The 22950-nt window shown below is 63.2% G+C and carries 22 protein-coding genes; 15 read left to right on the forward strand and 7 right to left on the reverse strand.

Features of this window, described 5'->3' with window-relative positions; translation table 11 throughout:
• Positions 1-298 precede the first annotated feature (298 nt).
• The 4 genes from U1872_RS03925 (at position 299) to U1872_RS03940 (ending at position 5479) form a co-directional block, all read left to right on the forward strand.
• Positions 299-3268 (forward strand): sensor histidine kinase, encoded by a 2970-nt coding sequence (locus U1872_RS03925; protein WP_332791545.1) that lies wholly within the window; start codon positions 299-301, stop codon positions 3266-3268.
• A gap of 7 nt (positions 3269-3275) precedes the next feature.
• Positions 3276-3917, forward strand: a complete 642-nt coding sequence (locus U1872_RS03930) for a response regulator (protein ID WP_332791546.1) — start codon at positions 3276-3278, stop codon at positions 3915-3917.
• 167 nt (positions 3918-4084) lie between these two features.
• Positions 4085-4840, forward strand: a complete 756-nt coding sequence (locus tag U1872_RS03935) for an SDR family NAD(P)-dependent oxidoreductase (protein ID WP_332791547.1) — start codon at positions 4085-4087, stop codon at positions 4838-4840.
• A gap of 213 nt (positions 4841-5053) precedes the next feature.
• Positions 5054-5479, forward strand: coding sequence for a cytochrome P460 family protein (locus tag U1872_RS03940; protein ID WP_332791548.1), 426 nt, complete (start codon positions 5054-5056; stop codon positions 5477-5479).
• Between the two features lie 57 nt (positions 5480-5536).
• On the opposite strand, the gene U1872_RS03945 is transcribed toward U1872_RS03940, so the two are convergent.
• The 3 genes from U1872_RS03945 to U1872_RS03955 all read right to left on the reverse strand — a co-directional run bounded on the left by U1872_RS03945 (position 5537) and on the right by U1872_RS03955 (position 7642).
• Positions 5537-6289 carry a sensor histidine kinase gene (locus U1872_RS03945; RefSeq protein ID WP_332791549.1) on the reverse strand — a complete coding sequence of 251 codons (753 nt, stop codon included), beginning with the start codon at positions 6287-6289 and terminating at the stop codon, positions 5537-5539.
• A gap of 111 nt (positions 6290-6400) precedes the next feature.
• Positions 6401-6592, reverse strand: a complete 192-nt coding sequence (locus tag U1872_RS03950; protein WP_332791550.1) for a LuxR C-terminal-related transcriptional regulator — start codon at positions 6590-6592, stop codon at positions 6401-6403.
• A gap of 156 nt (positions 6593-6748) precedes the next feature.
• Entirely contained in the window at positions 6749-7642 is an 894-nt protein-coding gene (locus U1872_RS03955) for a LysR family transcriptional regulator (RefSeq protein ID WP_332791551.1), read from the reverse strand.
• Between the two features lie 120 nt (positions 7643-7762).
• On the opposite strand from U1872_RS03955, the gene U1872_RS03960 reads away from it, so the two are divergent.
• Both U1872_RS03960 and U1872_RS03965 read left to right on the forward strand, forming a co-directional pair.
• Positions 7763-8692 carry an SDR family NAD(P)-dependent oxidoreductase gene (locus U1872_RS03960; RefSeq protein WP_332791552.1) on the forward strand — a complete coding sequence of 310 codons (930 nt, stop codon included), beginning with the start codon at positions 7763-7765 and terminating at the stop codon, positions 8690-8692.
• Positions 8689-9549, forward strand: coding sequence for an NAD(P)-dependent oxidoreductase (locus U1872_RS03965; RefSeq protein WP_332791553.1), 861 nt, complete (start codon positions 8689-8691; stop codon positions 9547-9549). Before U1872_RS03960 ends, U1872_RS03965 begins: the two co-directional genes overlap by 4 nt.
• 742 nt (positions 9550-10291) lie before the next feature.
• On the opposite strand, the gene U1872_RS03970 is transcribed toward U1872_RS03965, so the two are convergent.
• Both U1872_RS03970 and cas5 read right to left on the reverse strand, forming a co-directional pair.
• Positions 10292-11266, reverse strand: a complete 975-nt coding sequence (locus tag U1872_RS03970) for an alpha/beta hydrolase family protein (RefSeq protein ID WP_443025331.1) — start codon at positions 11264-11266, stop codon at positions 10292-10294.
• Positions 11251-11364: a CRISPR-associated protein Cas5 gene (gene cas5 / locus U1872_RS22840; protein ID WP_443025332.1), complete on the reverse strand. Its 114-nt coding sequence runs from the start codon at positions 11362-11364 to the stop codon at positions 11251-11253. The genes U1872_RS03970 and cas5 overlap by 16 nt, the downstream gene beginning before the upstream one ends.
• 38 nt (positions 11365-11402) lie before the next feature.
• Between cas5 and U1872_RS03975 the strand changes: the two genes are divergently transcribed.
• Both U1872_RS03975 and U1872_RS03980 read left to right on the forward strand, forming a co-directional pair.
• Positions 11403-12221, forward strand: coding sequence for a LytTR family DNA-binding domain-containing protein (locus U1872_RS03975; protein ID WP_332791555.1), 819 nt, complete (start codon positions 11403-11405; stop codon positions 12219-12221).
• 518 nt (positions 12222-12739) lie between these two features.
• The gene (locus U1872_RS03980; protein ID WP_332791556.1) at positions 12740-12862 is read left to right on the forward strand and encodes a hypothetical protein; all 123 of its coding nucleotides are present in this window, start codon (positions 12740-12742) and stop codon (positions 12860-12862) included.
• Between the two features lie 193 nt (positions 12863-13055).
• Here the strand turns inward: U1872_RS03980 and U1872_RS03985 are convergent, their stop codons facing one another.
• A complete protein-coding gene (locus U1872_RS03985; RefSeq protein ID WP_332791557.1) occupies positions 13056-13652 on the reverse strand; it encodes a TMEM175 family protein in 597 nt (198 codons plus the stop codon).
• Positions 13653-13989: 337 nt separating this feature from the next.
• Here U1872_RS03985 and U1872_RS03990 point away from each other — a divergent pair, with 337 nt between their 5' ends.
• Positions 13990-14832 carry an alpha/beta fold hydrolase gene (locus U1872_RS03990; RefSeq protein WP_332791558.1) on the forward strand — a complete coding sequence of 281 codons (843 nt, stop codon included), beginning with the start codon at positions 13990-13992 and terminating at the stop codon, positions 14830-14832.
• Between the two features lie 45 nt (positions 14833-14877).
• On the opposite strand, the gene U1872_RS03995 is transcribed toward U1872_RS03990, so the two are convergent.
• Positions 14878-17892: a sensor histidine kinase gene (locus U1872_RS03995; RefSeq protein WP_332791824.1), complete on the reverse strand. Its 3015-nt coding sequence runs from the start codon at positions 17890-17892 to the stop codon at positions 14878-14880.
• Between the two features lie 217 nt (positions 17893-18109).
• Here U1872_RS03995 and U1872_RS04000 point away from each other — a divergent pair, with 217 nt between their 5' ends.
• The 6 genes from U1872_RS04000 to U1872_RS04025 all read left to right on the forward strand — a co-directional run bounded on the left by U1872_RS04000 (position 18110) and on the right by U1872_RS04025 (position 22947).
• Positions 18110-18703, forward strand: coding sequence for a M17 family peptidase N-terminal domain-containing protein (locus U1872_RS04000; protein WP_332791559.1), 594 nt, complete (start codon positions 18110-18112; stop codon positions 18701-18703).
• Positions 18704-18781: 78 nt separating this feature from the next.
• On the forward strand, positions 18782-19411 hold the full coding sequence (locus U1872_RS04005; protein WP_443025314.1) for a response regulator: 630 nt from the start codon (positions 18782-18784) through the stop codon (positions 19409-19411).
• Between the two features lie 118 nt (positions 19412-19529).
• Positions 19530-20069 carry a helix-turn-helix domain-containing protein gene (locus U1872_RS04010; protein WP_332791560.1) on the forward strand — a complete coding sequence of 180 codons (540 nt, stop codon included), beginning with the start codon at positions 19530-19532 and terminating at the stop codon, positions 20067-20069.
• Positions 20070-20095: 26 nt separating this feature from the next.
• Positions 20096-20755: a hydrolase gene (locus U1872_RS04015; RefSeq protein ID WP_332791561.1), complete on the forward strand. Its 660-nt coding sequence runs from the start codon at positions 20096-20098 to the stop codon at positions 20753-20755.
• Between the two features lie 4 nt (positions 20756-20759).
• A complete protein-coding gene (locus U1872_RS04020) occupies positions 20760-21011 on the forward strand; it encodes a XapX domain-containing protein (protein ID WP_332791562.1) in 252 nt (83 codons plus the stop codon).
• Positions 21012-21102: 91 nt separating this feature from the next.
• Complete coding sequence (locus tag U1872_RS04025; protein ID WP_332791563.1) at positions 21103-22947, forward strand: amidohydrolase; 1845 nt, start codon at positions 21103-21105, stop codon at positions 22945-22947.
• Positions 22948-22950: the final 3 nt, after the last annotated feature.

A 22950-nucleotide genomic window follows, 5' to 3' on the forward strand; every position in this document is an offset into this window, starting at 1 on the left:
ATGATCCGTAATGGAGAAAGTCTATCGGGGGGACACACCCGCTACACTTTCGTGCGGGTCGAGCCGCCGGGGTGGGGCAACGCGCTTGCTCTCCAATCCGCCGTCCACCGCGCGAAATGCCCGTCACTAGGGAAGATTTTGCCGATCCACTTGCAAGGCGCAAGCAAATCCAGTGGATTTCAACGCCATTTGGGCTAGGTGTACATAGTCCATTTGGGGGCTGCGAGTTTACCCTCGCGACTTAACGTCATCACCTGACAGGCTTAAGAGAAGGGTGGTAATGCGGATTGGACGGGTCTTGACCACGTTCATTGCAGTGTTTGGGATGGCCTCCGTCATGCCCTCGCGTTCGCTTGGCGGCGATTTGCTCGTCTCGCAATACAAACATACGCGCTGGACTGTCGACGACGGCGCGCCGTCGCCGATCAACGCCCTTGCCCAGGGCCGAGACGGCTACCTTTATATCGGCGCGGGTGAGGGCCTGTACCGCTTCGACGGCAACAGCTTCGAGATGATCCCTCCGGACAAAGAGCATCGCGACCGCGGCAGCGTCATGGCGTTGCTCGCCGCGAAGGACGGGAGCATTTGGGTCGGTTATGGCGCTGGCGGCGTCGCACGCTATGCGGCGGGAGCGTTGCGCGACACCAATGTCCCGCACCCGATCGACGTGATGCGACTGGCGCAGACCAGTGACGGCGCGATCTGGGCGCTTCTCGGCCGAACCGAGCGGCCCCTGGTACGGTTTTTCCGGGGACGATGGGCCGAAATCGGTCGCGATTGGGGACTACCGGATAAGCAAGGAGCAGATTTAATGACTGCCCGCGACGGCTCGCTTTGGATCAGTTCGCCCAAAGCGATCTATTTTCTGCGTACGGGCACGACCAGATTCGTCGAAGCATCCTTCCATCCTGTTGGGTACGGGGCCCTGGCACAGGACCGCGATGGTAGGATTTGGGTCTCGGACCAAACAACGGCGCGCGCGCTATCGAGTCCGATTTCGACGCGGCATTTCTATCCCGTCCCCTATGGTCCACGCAGGCGGCATGCATTGTTTGACCGCGAAGGTGCTTTGTGGGGCAACACGTCGGTCGGTGGCATCTACAAGGTAAGCTCGCCAAATGTGGTCGGGGAAAGCTCGTCGCAGGCGGCCGCCTCGCGACTGGACCGCTTCAGAGAAAAGGATTCGCTGACTTCGGACCAAGCTAACGCGATTCTGGAAGATCGCGAAGGCAGTCTGTGGGTCGGCACGCAAGTCGGGCTCGACCGCTTTCGATCGGTCCCGATCGTGTCGGAAGCGCTGCTGACGCTGGTTCCCCAATGGGGTGATGTGCTGCTGGGTGCGGCCAATGGCGACGTCTATTTAGGCCAGCACGACGGCGTTTACCGTGCCCGCCCCGGGGAAAAGCCGGAACCGGTACTGCTCGGTGCGGGCGAAGCGGAAGCGATGTGCCAAGGGGAGGACGGAATGCTGTGGTTTGTCATGCAGCAGCGGATCGTCCGTTTCGGCACGCGGCCGTTGGAAAACATTCGCAAACCTGCCAGCCGACAAGCGCTGATCGACTGCGCGGTCGACCATCGCGGCCATCTGTACGTCACCTCGGCAGAAGGAGCTTTTGAACGGACAAGGGGTGGATGGCGACTATTTGCGGCCGATCGGGGCGACCTCACCGACGGAGCGATGCCCATCATCTCGAGGACAGACGGCAAATTGCTGACCTACGTCTCGAACCGATCGCTCAGGCTCTACGATCCGCCGAACATGACCGACATCGTGTTGCACAGGCCCGCGGCACTCCGCAATCTCAAGACACTTTATCAGCGACCGGATGCGATCCTGTTGGGCGGCGCATTCGGCTTGGCCAAGTGGCACGGGAAACGCTTCGATTTCCTGACGAGTCGGCGTGTCCCAGCGCTCAGAAACGTCTTCGGCATCGCCCCCACGCCCGATGGCTACACCTGGTTGATGGCGCGCCGCCATATCGTCCGAATTGCCACCGCCGACCTTGACCACGCGTTCGCTGACCCAAACTGGATCCCTCCGGTCCTTGCGCTCGATTATTTCGATGGGCTGCCGGGTATCGGCGTTCGCGACGGGAAGCGCGACGCGGTGCGCGGCGGGGACGGCCGCATCTGGTTCTCGACGACCGCCGGGATCGTTTGGATTGATCCAGCCCGCTTGCCGCACAACCCGCGGCCGCCGCCCGTTGCGATCAGTGCGGTACATGTTGACGGTCGGACATATCACGATCCGCAGTCGGTCGAAATTCGCCCCGGTATCAAGCGCCTGACCCTCGACTTCAGCGCGCTGAGCCTGAGCATTCCGCAACGGGTGCGCGTTCGCTATCACTTGGAAGGCGCCGATGCCGGATGGGTCGAGGCCGGCAAGCTGCGGAATGCGACCTACACCAATCTTCGCCCAGGTCAGTACCGTTTCCATGTGATCGCCGCCAATGAAGACGGCGTTTGGAATCAAAGGGGAGCGACGCTTAAACTGGTCGTCCTGCCGACCTTCTTCGAATCGCAAATCTTTACGGCACTTTGCGTCGCTGCGGGATTATGCCTCCTGTGGCTGGCATACGTCATTCGCACGCGCCAGTTGACAGCCCGTGTGCGCGACAGACTGGCGGTTCAGCTGAACGAGCGCGAACGGATCGCGCGCGAGCTTCATGACACACTGCTCCAAGGATTTCAGGGTCTGGTCCTCCGTTTCCAAGCCGTGGCAAATCGCATGTCATCCGACAGCGCCTTGCGAGCATCGATTGATGACGCGCTGCAGCACGCGGAAACCATCATCACGGAGGGTCGAAACCGTGTGATCGACTTGCGCTTTGCGGACAATGATGCAGATTTGGCGAGTGAGATCGTTGAGGCCACTTCGCAGCCTGCAGGGGGCCCCGCCCCGCCCATTTCTGTCATGATAAAGGGACGGGTCCGCCCGCTGGTTTCAATCGTTCGCGAGGAATTGTTGCGAATTTCGCAGGAGGCGGTCCGCAACGCAGTCCAGCATTCCAGCGCGTCGCGCATCGAGGTCGCGGTCCAATATGGCCGCCAAGTCCAGTTGAGCGTGAAGGACAACGGCAGGGGCCTGCCGGCGGAAGTCGCCACCGCGGGCAGCCGCCCGGGCCATTTCGGCTTGGTCGGCATGCGTGAACGCGCGGAACGGACCGGCGGCAAGTTCACGATCGTCAGCCTACCGCGCCAGGGCACCGAAGTTTATGTGACCGTGCCGGGGCGGCTCGCCTATCATGCCCGCCGTACCCGAGAGTAGCGCAACCATGCCGACCAGTCTGCAGATGCGCCCCATCCGGGTCATGACGGTCGATGATCATCCGGCCTTGCGCGACGGTGTCGCGACGATGCTGCAGCATGAGACGGACATGGTCGTCGTCGCGGAGGCGGAGAACGGCGCCGAGGGGGTCGCAATGTTCGAGGAAGCGCGACCCGACGTGACGCTTATGGACCTCCAGATGCCCGTCATGGACGGGGTCGAGGCGATCCGGCGAATTCGTGCATTGGCTCCGACCGCCCGGATCATCGTCCTCACGACCTATGCCGGTGACGTGCAGGCGGTGCAGGCGTTGAAAGCCGGGGCTGCAAGCTACCTGCTGAAAAGCACTTTACGACGCGAGCTGCTGGATGCGATCCGCGCGGTGCACGCCGGGCGGCGATATCTGCCAGACCACATCGCCCAGGAGATCGCGTTGCATTCGGCCGACAATGTGCTGACGCAACGTGAATTGGGCGTCCTGCAACTCGTCGCCGAGGGTAAATCGAACAAGGTCATCGCTTGGGAGCTGGCCATCTCTGACGACACCGTCAAAGCACATCTCCGCAGCATCTTTGCGAAACTCGACGTAAATGACCGAACACATGCGGTGACCGTGGCCCTTCGGCGCGGCGCGATCCACCTCCGCTGACGAAGCGACGGCAGCGTCATCAGGCCGTCCAGCCGTATGCTGGCATCGTCAAATGTCTTCTAACGACAGCTACCTTCGGCCGGTAGAAGGTCTGCCCTAAATTGCATCTTTCCACCCCTGATCCCGGCGAGCGCTCGGCTTGCGCGGGCCAAAGAAGGAACGCTCCAATGCCCGATCGTCTCAACGGCAAGGTCGCGGTGATTACCGGCGCGTCGACCGGTATCGGCCTCGCCACCGCGAAGGTATTTGCGGCCGAGGGCGCACGGATTTTCATCACCGGTCGACGCAAAGCGGCGCTCGATCGCGCGGTCGATGAAATTGGTCACAACGCGACGAGTATTCAAGCCGACTCTGCCAACCTCGACGATCTGGACCGACTGTACGGTCGCGTGAAAGCGGAGGTGGGCCGCATCGACATCCTGTTCGCCAATGCCGGCGGCGGCGGTCTGCTTCCGCTCGGCCAGATCACCGAGGAACAAGTCGATGATACTTTCGGCCGCAACGTTAAGGGCGTGATCTTCACCGTCCAAAAGGCACTGCCGTTGATGGGCGAAGGTGGCTCAATCCTCCTGACCGGCTCGACTGCGGGATCGGGTGGCACGGCCGCCTTCAGCGTCTACTCGGCATCGAAGGCGGCGGTCCGCAATTTGGCGCGCAGTTGGGCACTCGATCTCAAGGGCAGCGGGATCCGCGTCAACGTTATCAGCCCCGGCCCGGTGCGGACTCCTGGCCTGGTTGAGCTCGCTGGCGAGGATGCCGCGCGCCAGCAGGATTTGCTCGATCATTTCGCAACGCTCATCCCGCTGGGGCGAGTTGGTGAAGCTGAGGAGATCGCAAAGGCTGCCCTCTTCCTCGCTTCGGACGATGCAAGCTTCGTGAACGGCGCCGAGCTGTTCGCGGATGGCGGGGCGGCCCAGGTCTGATCCCCGCGCGCACGCGACTGAGGCCGCCACCCACTCGGTCGGGCGTCTATATCCATCGCCATCGAACGACCGAGCCTGACCCGTTCAAGGAGTATTGATATGAGAGCGTCTCACAAATGGCTCGCAGCGGTCGCAGCGACGATTGTGCTGACAGGCGCTATAACCGGCGCGGCTTCGACCGCGTCATCGCAGGCACCTAGGAATGTGTCGCCCGTGTTCGGCGTTTCGTTGCCGGCTGGGTACCGCCAATGGCAAGTGGTCAGCGTCGCCCATGAGGCCGGTGGCCTGAACGATGTCCGCGTGATCCTTGGCAACGACGTGGCGATGAAGGCCTTTCGGGAAGGCCGACGGCCCTTCCCGGACGGAACGACGATCGCGCGCGTGGCGTGGAAACTCGTTGCGTCCGATCGCAACAACGCGATCTTCGGAAAGCCGCAGTCGTTCGTCGCTGGCGATGCGACCAACGTTCAAATCGTCGTCAAGAATTCAAGGAAGTATGCGGCGACCGGCGGCTGGGGCTATGGCCAGTTCGAAAACGGAAAGGCCAATCCCGACATGGCCCTGATGCGAACGTGTTTCGCCTGCCACACTAAATTGCCACGGTCAGAGGATTTTATTTTCACCGACTATTCCCGCTGACGCCCTTTGGGGACGCAGACATCGAAGGAATCGCGCTGCCCTGCTTGCCCGTTTTACCTATGTCAGTGGCCCGCATCGATGCCGAACCTGCTTGATGGCGCCCGGCAAGCGGATCGTAACGACGGTACCCGCACCGACGCGGCTTTGGAGTTCGGCCGATCCGCCAGCCTCGCGGGCGAACTCGGCGACCATTGCCAGACCAAGGCCTGAGCTCTGCCCCGGCGCGCCTGTCGTGAATCTCGGCTCGAACGCCCTCGCCGCAATTTCAGGGGACATGCCACACCCACTGTCGACGATCCGAAGAACGGCCCATGGGAGATCGTGCAGAGTCTGGGCGTCGCGCGTGGCGCTGATCCGAATGAGCCCGCCACTTGGCATCGCTCGCTTTGCATTTACGATGATGTTCAAGATGGCGTCGTCTAGGGCATCCGGATCGCAATAAACGTCCGGCACGTCTTCGGCGACGCGATGCTCGATGACGATGTTGGAGCCGGCCGACAACAAGGCTGGACCAGACAGCATGGCAAGCTGTTCGGCGATCGACACTAGACGTTCCGTCACTTCCCGATGCGTTTTAGTATCCACGATCGCACGGCTTAGGCGGCTTGCGCGTTCGACCGCTAATATTGCGTAGCCGAAAACCTCATCTAGCCGTGTTGCGGTATCGCCTTGGATAGAACGGCGAATGACGTTCAAGGCGCTTTCGACCACTTGAAGTTGATTGCATAAGTCATGCGCTGCATGGCCAGCGGCCCCATGCTTGCGCCGCAGATGTCCGCTTTGAGATTGGTATCCGGCCCGGTCGCTCATCACATCATCTCGCTTGAAGCTTAGGGGATGATGCTTGGCTACCGCCGCCAGTTGCGCCGCGCGAGTTAGATCGCATGAGGCGCGGCGAGGATCAGAGACAGTCGCAGAAGGTCAGAGGTTGATGATACCCCGCTTGATCGCGATCGTGAGGGCGTGTGTGCGGTCGGTGACGCCAAGCTTGCCAGAGATGCTACGCATATGCGCCTTTACGGTGTCTTCGGAGATGGCGAGGGTTGAGCTGAGCGCATTCCTTGCGCCGGGCGTTTCGATGCTACCTGCGGGCGGGCCGGCTGCGGTCGACATCTGGTCGTGGGCGGACGGGCTGCTTTCATGGTCATTCGGGTAGAAAGCGGCTGGTCTGCTTTGGGACGGGGGATTGCGGGAAGCGGACGTTCGTTGTTGCAATTTAAAGCGGCAGCCAAGAATCTGCGGCCTACCTCGGGCGCTGGACTAGTGCGGCTACTTGGAGTGATCCCGGAGTAGATCAATGAACGCCCGCATTCCCGCTCTCATATGGCGGGACGGGGGGTAGTAGAAGTAGAGGCCTGGATATTCCGGCGTCCACTGGTCAAGGAGTTGGATAAGTCGTCCGTCGCGCAGCGCCTCGCGAGCATTCCATTCGTTAACATAGGCGATGCCAGCGCCGGCCACGACTGCACGCAGGATCAGCCGGTCGCTCGTCAGCGTGAGCGGACCTTCAACTTCTACGGTCACGACCTCCTGGTGGCGTTCGAACTCCCACCGATAGAGTGTTCCGCCCGGAAGACGGTATCGAATGCAGCTATGCTCCTTAAGATCAGAGGGAGACTTTGGTGGCGACCTTCCTTCCAAATAAGTCGGTGCCGCGACCACGACGTGTCGCTGAGCCGGCCCGACAGGAACTGCGATCATGTCCTGTGGCACCATGTCGCGCAGCCGCAAACCTGCGTCGAACCCATCGGACACGATATCCACCAGTCGTCCATCGGTGACGATCTCGACACGCATCTCGGGATACTGTCGCATGAAGGCGAGGACTATTGGCTCGATTATCTGCTCCCCTGCTCCCTCCGACGTGTTGATCCGAAGCAAGCCCGTTGGCCGACTACGCTGATCATTGGCCTCTGCCATCGCGTCGGCAATCTCGCGCATCGCGGGAATGATGCGGGTCAGGAATTGCTGGCCTGCATCCGTGGTCGACACGCTCCTCGTCGTGCGGTTGAACAGCCGGACGCCGAGACGCTGCTCCAGGCCCGCCACAGCATGGCTAAGCGCGGATGCCGATACGCCCAACTCCCGGGCCGCCGCCCGAAAGTTCTTGTGCGTCGCTACCGCCGCTACTGCGTTTAGCTCGGTCAATCCTGCCGTCGACATTGTTCGATCTCGCTCACCAGATCATGCAACAACAGACATGTTATCATTACAATCCAGGGAATTATATCGTCATCATCGCGGCGCAAAATCGCGTCAACGCAATCAGCTTACGAGGAAGTCATGCAGCGTCTCATCACACCCTTCGGATTTCATTCGACCGCTGCGGAAGTCGCCGGTGACGTCGACCTTATGGGGAAGCGGATCGTGATTACCGGCGGCGCGGCCGGGATCGGCCTTGAAACAGCTCGCGTGCTCGCGCTGGCCGGCGCCGAGATAACGTTGGCGGTGCGGCGCCCATCCGCAGCAGAGCGTGTCGCTGAAGACCTGCGTCAGCAAACCGGTAATGTGGCGATCGCCGTACGACCGCTCGATGTGTCCGATCTCCGCTCGGTCCGCGACTTCGTGGAGGGCTGGGATGGCCCGCTCCATGTCCTTATTAACAATGCAGGTATCATGGCCGTCCCGGAACTCGAGCGAACGCCGCAAGGGTTCGAACTTCAATTCGGCACGAACTATCTGGGCCACTTCGCGCTGGCACTTGGGTTACACCGCTCTCTGGCTGCGGCGAAAGGCTCGCGGGTGGTCTCCGTCAGCTCCAGTGGGCACTTCTTCTCCCCGGTCATTTTCGATGATCTGGGCTTCGACTTTGTGCCTTACACCCCGATCGGCGCTTACGGACAATCCAAGTCGGCGGCCGCGCTGCTGTCGGTCGGTATCACCCAGCATTGGGCCAACGATGGCATCCTTTCGAACGCACTTAACCCTGGTGCCATTGCGACGGGGTTACAGAAACACACCGGGGGCCTAAAAACGCCCGTGGAGCGCCGTAAAACGGTCGAACAAGGGGCCGCGACGACCGTGCTGCTCGCCGCTTCTCCACTCCTGCATGATGTAGGCGGCCGCTATTTCGAGGACTGCAACGAAGCGGAGCGAGTTGCCAAACGTCCAACCGACTTCACCGGCGGATATGCCGGTTACGCGCTCGATACAGACAATGCCGCAAGACTATGGCGTGTTTCCCAGCGCCTGATCGAGGACGCGCGCCGATGAACGGGGACGTGGTGCATCGGGTCGGTTTCGTCGGATTGGGCGACCAAGGTGGTCCAATGGCGGTAGCGATCACCGGAGCTGGCTTCTCGCTCCATGCCTGGGCAAGAAGCCCGCGCTCCTACGACGCTATCTCCGACGTCCCATTCGAACGGCATGCCGATCTCGCATCACTGGCGGCCAACGTGGATGTGCTGGCGCTGTGCCTACGCGACGATCAGGACATCGACGATCTGATCGAGCACAACCGATTGGTCGAGGCGGTTCGGCCAGGTTCGGTCGTCGTAAATCACGGTACCGGCGATCCAAAGCAGAACGAACGTTTTGGCGTGTTATTTGCTGGGCGAGATGTGGCCTATCTCGATGCACCGGTCAGTGGCGGGCGGCTCGGTGCCATAGCGCACGCACTGACGACGATCGTAGGTGGCGACCAGGCGGCATTCGAACGATGCAAACCGGTCTTCGAAAGCTTCTCCCGCAAGGTAGCCCACATGGGGCCGGTCGGAACTGGTCAACTTACAAAGCTGCTAAACAACGCCCTCACGATGACGAATCTCAAAAATGCAGCAGACGTCTTCGATCTTGCGCGCCGGCTCGGGATCGATCTTCCCTTGTTTCAGGATGTGATCGCCGTGAGCAGCGGCTCAAGCGCCATCCTTCAAGCGATCGGCACGCAAATCGATACGCACGCGGCGGGGCATCTCCGGGGTCTAATGCGTAAAGACATCCAGCATTTCGCGGATGCCGTCCGCGACCGGGGGCTCGATCCATCTGCACTGTTCAACAGAGGTCTGAGCGGTGCGGACAACGTGGTGGATCTCGTCACTAAACTTCAACGCCCCTTGTCCAGCGCCGCTTAAGTGGACGCGGCGGTTTGCGATCCTGTTGAGCGAGGAGAGGCGAGGCTGTGCGATATCAAGCGATACGAAGATGGGCGGGATGCTGAAATCGCGGCATTGATTTTCTCATCCGTGGCACGAGCGAACGCCTGAAGTTGTGCTTCTGCCGGGAGCTGCCGTCTCAGGGCGCCGACTTGATTGGCGGCTAAGTCCCAAAGCCGGTCGTCCCAGACGTGGATGTGGATGCAACATGAGCTCATGACAGCCAGTTGCGATGGAGCTATTTTGGGCCGGCGTTAGTTGGGTTTACCCGTCGCTTAAGCTGCTTAGTTGTTTATAATGATCGAACGCGAATGCAAATAAGTGTTCTATTTTGTTAGTATAATGACGCACTCTTAATCAGCGGGTCTTTGGTTCGAGGCCAAGTGCATCCACCATTTTCCTCTTCGTATGCCAGTGCCTTGCGGGGCATATTTCACCACATACCGCGTGGGTTTACCCGGCCGTGCGGGTGATTTTGTGTCGTTGATTTCGGACGCATTCTGCGCCTTCTCTTGAGGCCCCGGATGCGGCCTGAAAATCAGCTGAGCGGCATAAGGCGAGAGGTGTTTCACCGACATTTGGGCATAGCGGAAGGATCGCTCGCGCCAGCTCGGAATACCGAGCTTCTCGAAGAGGATGGTTGATCAAGAACGTGGCAGCTCCCCCACATACCGATCGTTAATCGAGATACGGGCAAAAGCGCGCCTCTTTGAGGAGCGCCCTAGTCACGCCGCATTGTAGCCAGCTTGTTCGAAAAGAACTGGACCACGGCGTTATCAAAGCTCTCGTGAAATGCTGCCCGGTCGAACCCCGATCCGCTTACGCAGATCTGCGGCATTGAGCCAGGATCGGCACAGGGTGCCAGGAAGTCGAAGTGACCGGCGCCCGGTACGGCATGGAACTCGGGCCGGTTCGGCAATGCTGCCTTGACCGCATCCGCATAGAATGGCGCCGGGAGAATATGATCATCGTCAGCGCGCCAAAGCTGGACCGGCATTCGAATGGCGGCGAGGCCGGCATGGTCGAAGGCAAAGCCAAGGGCAGGAGCGGCAACGACAATAGCCTTTAGGCGCGCATCCCGTAGGTCCGGCCACGGCGCGGTAACCCGGCGTGGCTGTGCCTTTAAAAGCGTACAATCGAAGAAGTTCGGATGTGCGGCGCAATGATCGGAGAGGCGGCTTAGGTCCGGGCGCCCACCGGCCGCGGCCAGCACCGTGAAACCACCGGATGAAAAACCGAACGCACCGATACGACCCGGGTCGATCGCGGCATGACCCGGCCATGCCCGTACCATGTAGGAGATCGTGGCGCTAAGTGCGGCGGGGCGTTCCTCGATACGGGTCGCCCTGCTGTTGTCGCGCCAGTTATCGCCGGGGTGGGTTAAAGCCGCAACGATGAAGCCGGCACGAGCGAGCGCCACGGCGGTATCGACGTGGCCGGCGAAATCGCCACCGGTTCCGTGCGATATGACCACTAACGGATATTTGCCGACCGGCACGGGAGCCCCGATCACTACGTTTTGAGTGTAGAGGCCCAGCCGTTGATGAGAGGATGTGCCCGATGCGGGATACCAGACGCCAACCTCGTTGCCGTCCGAGGTCACCACGCGCTCGAAACCAGCTTGTGTCGATTGGGCCTCCGCTGCCGGCGCTGCGGCGGTGAGACAAAGTGCGGCAAAGACTAGACGTAAAGACATGGCGGACTCCGTGGTGGATTGGGTTCTGATGATCTGACCCAAGCTCCGCTGGAAGCCGGCTTTCGCCAATGGGCGAACGGGTTCGCCAGTCGGCAAATGGGCTTCGCTCGCGAGCGTCCTCGCGGTAAGAGAGGACGTGACGCGCTCCATTCCCTTCCTTCGCGCGATCAGCGACCGGGCAATGCCGACGGTGCGCTGGATCGGCCCAACCGTCGCCGTTGGTGGTCTGCTGGCTGTTCTGGGACCGTTCGGCAGCTACATGAACGGCGGTCCCGGCCGACTTTTTTGCTACTGGATCGGCGCCACGCTGCTCGGCCTGCTGCTGTATGGCTCGGCATACAGGATCGTCAGTACCGCAACGCGGCCACGGTCCGGGCAATGGTTGATGGCCTTGATCGGGGCAACGCTGCTCGCCAGCGTTCCCGAAGCCTTGGCGACGCGGGTTGCGGCATTCTGGCTGTGGCCCGATCTGGCGCGTTTTAACCTGCCGCTGCCACTGTGGTTCGCGCAGACGACAGCGATCGGCCTCATTGCCATGGCTGGCGTGAGCATAGTTCTGCGTAGCGCCAAATACGTGTCAGAAGATGACCCTGTGCCGTCATCGGCCGTCGCGACAATCTCGGCAGCTGCAACGGTTGCGACGCCGTTGGGCGGAGATGTGTTGGCGCTACAAATGGAAGACCATTACGTCCGCGTGCATCGGCTCGGCGGCTCAGAGCTGATCCTGATGCCCTTGGCTCGTGCGATCGAGTCGGTGCATGCGCAAGGCCTGCGAACGCATCGGTCGTGGTGGGTCGCGAGCCATGCCGTCGCGGCCGTGGAGGGTAACGCTCGTTCCATGCGCCTCTTGCTATCGAACGGTGTGGTCGCACCTGTCGCCCGATCCGCCATTACGCACCTCAAGGCTGCGGGATGGATTGCAGCGGCGCAGGGTAGCGACCGCTCGCCGACGTGAACACGATCGGCTCAAGCATATCATGAGCACGTAGGTCGGCTTTCCCGAACAGAGCCCATAGCGGGACAGTTGCCCTCATAGGTCGTTCTAGCAGCCGTCAGAAATATCCACTTGCCTGAAATTGCCGCTCAGAGAGCTCGTTCTGCTGCTTGGGCTGGGGCGGTTTGGATCGAGCATCTTTTGCGGACAGGCGCCGAGCGCGAGGAGCGCCTGCACTTCTTCAGCGAGCTCAACGACCGACTATTGCGGTCGTCAGACACCTGGCATGCGATGCGCGTGCCTCGGAACTGCGCGGGCGCACTCTGGACCGTAGCGCTGCGCCTACGCCTACGCCTACGCCTACGCGGACGTCGATCGCGACGGCGACCGTAGAGCTTTGGCTTCCGGTGAGGGCGGAGGAAACGCCGGTCGACATGGTCGTCGAGAAGGCCGTTTCGCAGTAGGCAAGCGCGGGCGAAGCGGCGATGCGATCGATCGGCGAGGGCTTTCGATTCGATGTGCTCGTGACGGACCACCTGATGCCGGGGATCACGGCCACCGAACTCGCTTACGCAGTGCGAGACCAAGCCCCCGAGCGTGCCGTGCTCACCGTGTCGGGCTACGCGGAAACAACGGGATCGACGCCACCCTTCCCCGGCTGACGAAACCGTTCCGTAGGGACGAGCTTGCCGTGAGCCTGAGCCGGCTGCGAGGCTGACAGGCGCGGCTCGACCCACAAGGCGACATTCGCGCCCCTCCAGCGCAGGCGAACGTGGCGAATTGAGTAGCCGTCGCCAAAACCGCCCCCATCTAAGCCGCCCCGAAAAGCAAAAACGTGGCTGGAAAAGGCAACCTTCAATCAATGCCGCCGAGCACGCGGCTGATCCGCCGATCCGGGATCAGCCACAAGGCGATGACCGCGACGTACAGTCCAATCGCAAGCCAACGGCTGACGAAGGCCAACGGCACCGCCAGCGCATAGAGCGCGATGCTCCCCCACCCCTTCCAGTCGGAACCGATCGCCCTTGCGACCGCGGAGCTTTTGCCGTTGCAAGCGATGATTGCCCGTTCGGTCAGCGAATAACCGATAGCGGCGAGCCCGAGGACGATTCCATAGGCGGCGGTCGCACCGGCGGCGAACTCGCTCTCGTCGAGCCAGCGGATGACGAACGGCACCAGGCTCAGCCAGAACAACAGGAACAAATTGGCCCACAACACCCGACCGTCGATGCGCTCGACCGCATGGAACATGTGGTGATGGTTGTTCCAATAGAGCCCGACGTTCACGAAGCTCAGCAGATACGCCAGCAGGATGGGTGCGCTCCCCGCCAGCGCGCTCAGATCGCCCGTTTCGGGGACTTTCAGCTCAAGCACCATGATCGTGATGATGATCGCCACGACGCCATCGGTAAAAGCCTCGAGCCTTGCCGGTCCCATGCGACGTACGCCCATATTCGCTCCCTGCCGATCTTGGTGATGCGAACCGCATAACAGCTCGATTTTCGGAAGTCCCACCGGCGGCGGACCACCCCGTCCGAATATGTTCGTTCTGCACAAATAGCGTTTCGGTTCGCCAATCGCGCCAGAAGCAGGGCGTCCATTCCCCATCGTTGCAACCTCCCCTGTCGCAACCGCAAAGGATTAGGACCAGTCCATGCCAGACATGATGCGCGATGTTTCGCGGCGAGCTGTCGTCATCGGCACGGCAACCGCGGCTGCGGCAAGCCTGCTGCCAGCCACGGCCTTTGCCCGATCCTCGCAAGCCCCCCACCCCAACGGAGTATTCAAAATGAGCAGCGGATTCATCAAGACCAAGGACGGCATCGACATCTTCTACAAGGACTGGGGTCCCAAGACCGCCCAGCCGATCGTGTTTCACCATGGCTGGCCGTTATCGTCGGACGACTGGGACACGCAGATGCTGTTCTTTCTTGCCGAGGGCTACCGCGTCGTCGCGCACGATCGCCGCGGCCATGGTCGCTCGTTGCAGGCCGATACCGGCAACGACATGGACCATTACGCCGCCGATGCCTCTGCCGTGGCCGAGCATCTCGACCTGAAGAACGCAGTGCATATCGGCCATTCGACGGGGGGCGGCGAAGTTGCGCGCTATGTCGCGCAGTATGGCCAGCCGCAGGGGCGCGTCGCCAAGGCGGTGCTGGTCAGCGCGGTTCCGCCGATGATGCTCAAGACCGCGAGCAATCCGGGCGGCCTGCCGATCTCGGTATTCGACGGGCTGCGCAAGGCGCTCGCCGCGAACCGCTCGCAATTCTATCTCGATCTCGCCTCGGGGCCGTTTTACGGCTTCAACCGGCCGAGCGAGACCGTGTCGCCGGGCATCGTCCAGAATTGGTGGCGTCAGGGGATGATGGGCGGTGCGCTGGCGCACTATGACGGCATCAAGGCTTTTTCCGAAACCGACCAGACCGCCGACCTCAAGGCGATCACCGTGCCGACGCTCGTGCTGCAGGGCGACGACGACCAGATTGTGCCCTACGAAAACGCTGCGGTGTTGCAGGCCAAGCTGCTCAAGAACGCCACGCTGAAAATCTACAAGGGCTATCCGCACGGCATGCTGACGACGCATGCCGATGTCATCAATCCCGATTTGCTGACGTTCGTGAAGGGCTGATCGCCTCGATCGGACGCGCGGGAGGGACGATCGTCGCCCTCCCGCTCAGCGAAACGCGACGCGCGCCGGGATCGTCAGCTTGATCTGCGTGCCGGAGCCCGGGTCGGACTGTATCACCAGCGCCCCACCAAGCGCCGAGGCTCGCTCGCGCATGCCGACCAGCCCGTAATGTCCCGGGCGGTGGCCCGTTTCGCGGACGTCGGACGGGAGACCCACACCGTCGTCGGACACGGTAATGAGGAGCTTGTCGGAGCTCGATCGGATCGCGACGATCAGATGATCGGCAGACGCATGCCGCACCGCATTGGCGAGCGCTTCGCGGACGATCTGGGCGATCTCGTCCGCCACCGGCGCGCATACCGGACTCAAGCCACCGTCTACGTCGACAGTCCAGGCCAGCGGCGGAGGCACGATGGTCTCGGCGATCGCGGTGAGCACGGCAGGCAGTACGACCGGCTCCATCGTCTCGCGCAGCGATCGGACACGATCGCGGCCGTCCACCAGCACATCGTCGGCACGTTCCAGCGCGCCTTCGAGGCTTGTCCTCGCGCGGTCCCCATGCGGCAGCAGTTCGACCACCGTCTGGAACCGCAGCATCAGGCCCTGGAATCCTTGCAGCAATGTATCGTGCAGCTCGCGGGCGATCCGCTCGCGCTCGGCCAGCTGGACCTCGAAGCGACCGCGTGCCCGATCGGCGATGGCTCGAACGCGGCGGCGATACAGCAGCCACAGCAGGACCAAGGCAATCGCGATGCAGACGAACAGAAACGCATGGGTTTGGTAAAGATGTGGTGCGATCTTGAAGGTGAGCGTGTCGCCCTCGCGATTCCAGACGCCGTCATTGTTGGCGGCTATCACGTGGAACCGATACGAGCCGGGGCCAAGGTTGGTGTAGAGCGCCTCGCGCGCTGCGCCGGCGTCGATCCAGTCGCGATCGACACCCTCCATCCGGTAGCGAAAGCGGTTGGCGGTCGCGTTGGTGAGGCTGAGCGCAGTGTAGCGGATCCGGACATGATTGGTGCCCGGCGGGAACACCAGCGCCCGCTTACCCGGTGCGTGTTCCTGCCCACCCGCGTCGAGCGAACGGATCTGAACCGTCGGCGGCAACCGGTTTCGCGACAGATGGCCAGGGTCGATGATCGCCAGACCTTTGTTGGTCGCGAACCAGAGCCGTCCCGCGGCGTCCTGGCCGATATCGTTCGTCTCGACCATGTTCGAGCGGGCGCGGAAATCCTCCTGATAGCCGAACCGCTCGTAGGCGATCGGCACGCCGGGATGCGCAAACGCCCGATCGAGCGACACGGTCGACATCCGGATGATGCCGTCCGCCCCGATCACCCAGGTCGATCCGTCCGCCGTTTGCACGAGCCCGGTCAGGCCGGCCAGAAACGGATAGGTTCTGTCCCGAAGCGACGCGAGCCGCCGGCCGTCATACCGCGCCAGCCCCTGATCGCCGACCACCAGCAACCCCTTGCGACTGGGTATCCATGTCGCGGTCCTCCCGGTGACCTGGTCCTTGCTGCGCCACAGCAGCGTCTCGACGCCGTCGCGCAGGCGGGAAACCCCTTGCGCGATCCGCCCGAAGATGACGCCGCCCGCGCCATCCGACCGGATGCGGTGGATCGATCCGCCGGGCGTTCCGGGCGGTGCTGGGACCGTCTGCAACCGCGATCCGACAAGGCGATAGAGCTGGTCGAACCCCGTCTGGAACACGCCAGCAGTGTCCAGAGTGCAGGTGATCGACAGCGGGCCCGAGACCGGACTCGCCTTTGCGAGCTTGCCCGCCGGATCGAGGTCGAGCAGATATTTGCCTTGCATTCCGATGACGAGCAGGCGGCGATCGTCGCCGCACAGCACGCCGATATCGGGCTCGCGAAAGATCAGGTCGGGTGTCCCGGCTCGGCCGATCCGGTACACGCCGGAAAGCCCGGCCACGAACAGATTGCGAGACTTGGCGCTTCCGACGAAACCCGAAACGATCGCCTCGGTCTGCGCGGGCTGGACGATGTTGCTCGGCGAGAACCGGTCGAGCCCCGACTCGGTCCCGATCCAGATATTGCCTTCGCGATCCTCGAGCACTGCCATCGTCAGGGCCGCGGTCAGGCCCTGCTTGGCGGTGAACAGTTCGACGCTGTCGGTTGCCGCGGGGCGCTGCAACGCCGCAGCCGATATGCGACCCAATCCCGCATCCTGCCCGGTGATCCAGAGGTTACCGCCGTGATCGAAGATCGCACGCTCGACAATATAGGGCGTCGTTACCCTGCCGAGCGGGAATGCGGATTTGTGGTGACCGACCGATCCGATCTGCGTGCCCGAGCGAACCCACACCCCGCCCGCGCGATCCTGCGAAAGCGTGCTGGACCCGGCGATCGCCACGCCGGTATCCTCGAAGCGGGTGCCGCCCGGTCTGAGGCGCAGCAGTCGGGGAACGAGCGACAGATAAATGCCGCCAGGCGTGCTGAGAATATCGCCCATCGCGCTTGGCGGCACGCCCTGCTTGGGGCCGAACGCGGTCCATTTGCCCGCCAGCAATCGATTGAGGACCAGCTTCCCCATCGAATCCGACGCCACCCAGATCGCCCCGTCCTGCCCCTCGACGATGCTGTTGACGCCACCCACGGGCGCCCAGGGGTTCGCATCCTGCAAAACGCCGCCGCGGACCACGGAAATGCCCCCGAAGTCATAGCCGACCCAGATATCGCCGTTGCGCGCCGCCAGCAGCGCGGTGACCTGGGGCGAACGATAGCGGTTCTGGTCGATCGGCACGATGCGTTCGAAAACGATCCCGTCGAACCGGCACAGACCCGTCGCCGTCCCGAGCCAGAGATAGCCGTCATGGCCCTGCACGATCGCACGGATATTGCCCGGAGCACCGTCGCCGAGGGTCCAGCGCGAATGCCGCATCTGCGCGATGCCGCTAGCCGGATTGAGCGCAGATGCGCTGCTGACGATCAGGAAACAGCACAGCATGCCAAACAGCGTGCGGGCGACCGCTCGGCCGCTCGCGAAGCGGAGCAGGCCCGAATGCACGATCACGGAGACTTTACTCAGCAGAGCCATGTCGATCACCGTTGCGCCTGGGAAACGTTTAAATGCAAGCGCTCATCGCCTCGCTACCTGCCAGCCGGCCTCTCGGCATGCGAACGGGTCGAGACGTGGAGCCGTAAACGTCGCAATAGTCCAAATTCTGTCAGCCCTGTCCACGAGACATCGCCAGGATTGTGATAGCCGCTGGCGTAGGTCCGCATCGGATCCACGGGAGAACAGGATGCCGCCGATGGACAGCCGTGCCGACGACGCGGCGACGATCGGGGTTTGGCGGGGTGTCCGCATCGACGTTGCGCCGCGCGATGCGGTGAGCGTCGATGTGGCGATCGCCAGCGCGGGGGTCTTCATGCGCGAGATCGGGCGCACCCGGCCCGATGGCGGGCTGGGAAATCTCGATACAGCGCTGGGCGGCGCAATCACGCGGTTGCGCGCGGACGGGATCTTCCGCGGCGACCTGGGCGAGGTGCTCACCCTTTCGGCGCCGGCGCACCCTATTCATGCGACGACCGTGCTCGCCATCGGCCTCGGCGATCCCGCACTCTGGATGCCCGCGACGATGCGCCACGCGGTGGCGACCGCAGTGCGCGAAGCGATCCGGCTCGAGGCGGCATCGGCGGCCTTTGCGCCGAGCCTGCTCGACAGCGGCCTAGCTCCGGACGGCCTCGCCGGAACGCCCGATGCCATGCTCGCTGGCCTTCTCGATGCGCTGGCCGACGATCGGCCGCAGGTTCTTTCACGCTGGGTTTTTTGCGTCGGCGCGGCGCGGTTCGAGGCGATGTCCGAGACGTTTCGAACAGCGTACGAACGGCTTAGCTTGCCCTGACGCAGGGCGCGCTTGCCATCCGCAGTGCCCGCGGCGCAGGGTAGCAGCACTCCGTCCCGTCACCTTCAGGAGTTCGCCTTGCAACCCTCCCCGCCAATCCGGATCATGATCGTCGACGATCATCCCTTCCTCCGCGAAGGCGTCAAAGCCGTGATCGAAACGCAGGCCGATCTGGCGGTCGTCGCCGAGGCCGAGTCTGGCGAACAGGCGCTTGCGCTTTATCCAACGCATTTTCCCGATATCGTCCTGATGGATTTGCAGATGCCGGGCATCGGCGGCGTCGACACGATCGCCGCGATGCGGAGCAACTGGCCCCAGGCGCGGATCGTCGTGCTGACGACGTATTCGGGCGACGCGCAGGCGTTGCGCGCGCTCCGCGCGGGGGCAGCCGGCTATCTGCTCAAGAGCACGTTGCGCAAGGAATTGCTCGACACGATCCGCTCGGTACATGCCGGCGGCAAGCATATGAACGCGCAGGTTGCGTCGAGCATCGCGTTCCACGTCGTCGAGGACGCACTCACAGAACGCGAGATCGGCGTACTGTCGCTGGCGGCAGCGGGCAATTCGAACAAGCAGATCGCCGCCAAGCTGGCCGTCACGGAGGAAACCGTGAAGGGCCACATGAAGCTGATCTTTGCAAAACTCGGCGCTTCCGATCGCACGCATGCGGTGACGATCGCAGCCAAGCGCGGGATCATCGAGCTCTGATCGGAAGCGCAAGGCCGCCCCACTAAAGAGGGGGCGCCAACCGCCCCGGCCGGGGCGCAGCCGATTGATACGCTTCCGTTATGCTCCTTCGCACAGACTGCGACGGAGACCCCAGGCGATGCTGCATACCCTTCCTCCGGCGACCGCCGTCACGCGCGGATTCGTGCCAACCGTCGCTGCCAGCCTGCTCGCCAACGCGGTCAGCACGCTCGATCATAACCCGGATGTGGCGCGACAGTATCTCGAGCGGCTTGCGGCGATGTTTGCGTACGATCCCGCGCCTGGCGCCCACACCCCGGTCCCGAACGCGGCGCCGGTCAAGGGCGGGCTCGCCGCATGGCAGCTTCGCGGCGTTGTCCAGCATATCGACGCTCACCTGGGTTCGACGATCGGGGTGGATGCGCTCGCCGACGTCGCGCGACTCAGCACCGGGCATTTCTGCCGCGCCTTCAAGGTGACGACGGGCGAGACCCCGCACGCATTCCTGATCCGCCAGCGTGTCCGCCGCGCACAGACGCTGATGCTGCAGACCGACGATACGCTCAGCCATATCGCCTACGCCTGCGGGCTTACCGACCAGGCGCACCTGAGCCGGCTGTTCCGCCGCGTGGTCGGCGTGACCCCGCTCACCTGGCGCCGCACCTGGCAGGCGCGCTGACCGATTTTTCCAACGGGAGACTGACCATGACTATCACTGCCGCCGCGACACCGGGTGCGTCGCTGCTGTCGCCAACCGATCACCTGCTCGTGCTGATAGATTTCCAGTCGCAGATGGCGTTTGCGACCAAGTCGATCTCGACCGAATTGCTGCGCAACAATGCAGCGCTGATCAGCCATGCCGCGGCGGTGTTCGACGTGCCGACGATCCTGACGACGGTCGCGGTCGACAGCTTTTCCGGGCCGATGTTCAGCGAAATCACCGACGCTTTCCCGGGCGAGCCGCTGCTCGACCGCACTTCGATGAACACCTGGGAAGACGCCGCGGTGATCGCCGAGGTGAACAAGATCGGCAAGGCGCGGATCGTGTTCGCGGGGCTGTGGACTGGCGTGTGCATCGTCGGCCCGGTCGCGTCGGCGATCGCGCAGGGGTTCGAGGCGTATTTCATCGCCGATGCGTGCGGCGACGTCTCGGTCGAGGCGCATGAGCGCGCGGTGCAGCGGATGATCCAGCTCGGTGCGGTGCCGATGACATCGATCCAGTATCTGCTCGAGTTGCAGCGCGATTGGGCGCGGACCGAAACCTACGACTCGGTGACCGGGATCGCGCGCAAGTTCGGCGGTGCTTATGGGCTCGGTATTACCTACGCCAAGACGATGTTCGGCGCCTCCGAAGGCGGGCATTGAGGTCGTGCGGCCGTATCTGATCTCGCTCGCCGCCGGCCTGTTCGTCGGCGTGATCTATGCGCTGTTGAAGGTACGGTCGCCGGCCCCGCCGACGATCGCGCTGATCGGGCTCGCCGGCATATTGCTCGGCGAGCAGGCGGTGCCGCTTGCGAAAAGCCTTTGGGCGAGCCGCGACAAGGCCGCCGCGATCCGGGCGGCGTGCACCGACCATGTGTTCGGGATGCTGCCCGGCCACCAGCACGACGACGCGGCGTGATCCTCGCATGATCCTTGACCGCCGCACGACCATCCTCGGCGGGGCAGCCGCAACGCTCGCCCCGCTGCTTGCCGGCAACCGGAGACCCAGCATGTCCGACCTGATTATCCTCAATGCGAAGGTGACGACGCTCGACCGCGAGAACCCGCAAGCGCAGGCCGTCGCCATCCGCAACGGCGCGTTCCTCGCGGTCGGATCCGAGCAGGAGGTTCGCGCCGCCGCTCCCGATGCGACGATCATCGATGCCGGCGGGCGGCGGGTGATTCCGGGGCTGATCGACAGCCACATGCACATCATCCGCGGCGGGCTGAACTATAATCTCGAGCTGCGCTGGGACGGCGTGCCAAGCCTCGCCGATGCGATGGCGATGCTCAAGCGGCAGGTCGACAATACCCCTGCCCCGCAATGGGTGCGCGTGGTGGGAGGCTTCACCGAGCACCAGTTCGCCGAGAAGCGCCTGCCGACGATCGCCGAGCTCAACGCGGTCGCGCCCGACACGCCGGTGTTCATCCTGCATTTGTACGATCGCGCGCTGCTCAACGCCGCGGCCTTGCGGGTCGTCGGCTATACCAAGGACACGCCCAACCCGCCCGGTGGCGAGATCGTCCGCGATGCGGCGGGTAATCCGACCGGGCTGCTGCTCGCGCATCCCAACGCGACGATCCTCTATGCGACGCTTGCCAAGGGGCCGAAGCTGCCGCCCGAGTACCAGCTCAATTCGACGCGCCACTTCATGCGCGAGATGAATTCGCTCGGTGTTACCGGCGTGATCGATGCCGGTGGCGGGTTCCAGAACTATCCCGATGATTACGAGATCATCGAGAAGTTGCACGCCGACGACCAGCTGACGCTGCGGATCAGCTACAACCTCTTCACGCAGAAGCCGAAGGAGGAGCTCGCCGACTTCCAGGGCTGGGTGAAGCAGGTCACGCCGGGCCAGGGCGACGATACGTATCGCCACAACGGTGCGGGCGAGATGCTCGTCTATTCCGCCGCCGACTTCGAGGATTTCCGGGTCGAGCGCCCCGATATGCCACCGAGCATGGAGGGCGATCTCGAACCCGTCATCCGGCTGCTGGCTGAGCATAAATGGCCGTGGCGGCTGCACGCGACCTACGACCAGACGATCGGCCGCGCGCTCGATGTGTACGAGAAGGTCGCGAAGGACATTCCGTTCGACGGGATCAACTGGTTCTTCGACCATGCCGAGACGATCAGCGACCGCAACATCGACCGGATCGCAGCGCTCGGCGGCGGCATCGCGGTGCAGCACCGCATGGCCTATCAGGGCGAGGATTTCGTCGAGCGCTATGGCGCCAAAGCGGCCGAACGCACGCCGCCGATCGCCAAGATGCTCGCTGCCGGGCTGCATGTCGGCGCCGGCACCGATGCGACGCGTGTCGCGAGCTACAATCCGTGGGTCTCGCTCAACTGGCTGGTGACGGGCAAGACCGTCGGCGGCCTTGGCCTCTACCCCGGCGCGAACCGCGTCAGCCGCGAGAAGGCGCTGGCGATGTGGACACACCAGAACACCTGGTTCTCGAACGAGGTCGGCAAGAAGGGGCGGATCAAGGCAGGGCAACTCGCCGATCTCGCCATCCTGTCGGGCGACTATCTGAGCGTCCCCGAAAGCGAGATTCCGCATCTGCGCTCGGTCCTCACGCTGCTCGGTGGAAAGGTGGTGTTCGGCGAGGGCGACTATGCGCCGCTTGCCCCGTCGCTGCCCAAGCCGATGCCCGACTGGTCGCCGGTCGCGACGTTCGGCGGCTACCACCGCACGCCCGAGGCCTCGGCCAAGCTCGCCGCGGCCTGTGGCTGCGCCAGCGGCTGCTCGGTCCACGGCCACGACCATGCCGCCGCGCTCGGCCGCGAGGTGCCGGTCGCCGATGTGCAGAGCTTCTGGGGTGCGTTCGGCTGCGGCTGCTGGGCGGTGTGATCA

The organism is Parasphingomonas frigoris, from assembly GCF_036663815.1.
In the GTDB taxonomy this organism is placed as follows: Bacteria; Pseudomonadota; Alphaproteobacteria; order Sphingomonadales; family Sphingomonadaceae; genus Sphingomonas.

What these genes read in the sequence shown, in the direction of transcription:
- U1872_RS03930 (WP_332791546.1), top strand. Translation starts at nt 3,276, where the DNA reads ATGCCGACCAGTCTGCAGATGCGCCCCATCCGGGTCATGACGGTCGAT.
- U1872_RS03935 (WP_332791547.1), top strand. Translation starts at nt 4,085, where the DNA reads ATGCCCGATCGTCTCAACGGCAAGGTCGCGGTGATTACCGGCGCGTCG.
- U1872_RS03945 (WP_332791549.1), bottom strand. Translation starts at nt 6,289, where the DNA reads ATGAGCGACCGGGCCGGATACCAATCTCAAAGCGGACATCTGCGGCGC.
- U1872_RS03950 (WP_332791550.1), bottom strand. Translation starts at nt 6,592, where the DNA reads ATGTCGACCGCAGCCGGCCCGCCCGCAGGTAGCATCGAAACGCCCGGC.
- U1872_RS03955 (WP_332791551.1), bottom strand. Translation starts at nt 7,642, where the DNA reads ATGTCGACGGCAGGATTGACCGAGCTAAACGCAGTAGCGGCGGTAGCG.
- U1872_RS03960 (WP_332791552.1), top strand. Translation starts at nt 7,763, where the DNA reads ATGCAGCGTCTCATCACACCCTTCGGATTTCATTCGACCGCTGCGGAA.
- U1872_RS03965 (WP_332791553.1), top strand. Translation starts at nt 8,689, where the DNA reads ATGAACGGGGACGTGGTGCATCGGGTCGGTTTCGTCGGATTGGGCGAC.
- U1872_RS03970 (WP_443025331.1), bottom strand. Translation starts at nt 11,266, where the DNA reads ATGTCTTTACGTCTAGTCTTTGCCGCACTTTGTCTCACCGCCGCAGCG.
- U1872_RS03980 (WP_332791556.1), top strand. Translation starts at nt 12,740, where the DNA reads ATGCCGGGGATCACGGCCACCGAACTCGCTTACGCAGTGCGAGACCAA.
- U1872_RS03985 (WP_332791557.1), bottom strand. Translation starts at nt 13,652, where the DNA reads ATGGGCGTACGTCGCATGGGACCGGCAAGGCTCGAGGCTTTTACCGAT.
- U1872_RS03990 (WP_332791558.1), top strand. Translation starts at nt 13,990, where the DNA reads ATGAGCAGCGGATTCATCAAGACCAAGGACGGCATCGACATCTTCTAC.
- U1872_RS03995 (WP_332791824.1), bottom strand. Translation starts at nt 17,892, where the DNA reads ATGGCTCTGCTGAGTAAAGTCTCCGTGATCGTGCATTCGGGCCTGCTC.
- U1872_RS04000 (WP_332791559.1), top strand. Translation starts at nt 18,110, where the DNA reads ATGGACAGCCGTGCCGACGACGCGGCGACGATCGGGGTTTGGCGGGGT.
- U1872_RS04010 (WP_332791560.1), top strand. Translation starts at nt 19,530, where the DNA reads ATGCTGCATACCCTTCCTCCGGCGACCGCCGTCACGCGCGGATTCGTG.
- U1872_RS04015 (WP_332791561.1), top strand. Translation starts at nt 20,096, where the DNA reads ATGACTATCACTGCCGCCGCGACACCGGGTGCGTCGCTGCTGTCGCCA.
- U1872_RS04025 (WP_332791563.1), top strand. Translation starts at nt 21,103, where the DNA reads ATGTCCGACCTGATTATCCTCAATGCGAAGGTGACGACGCTCGACCGC.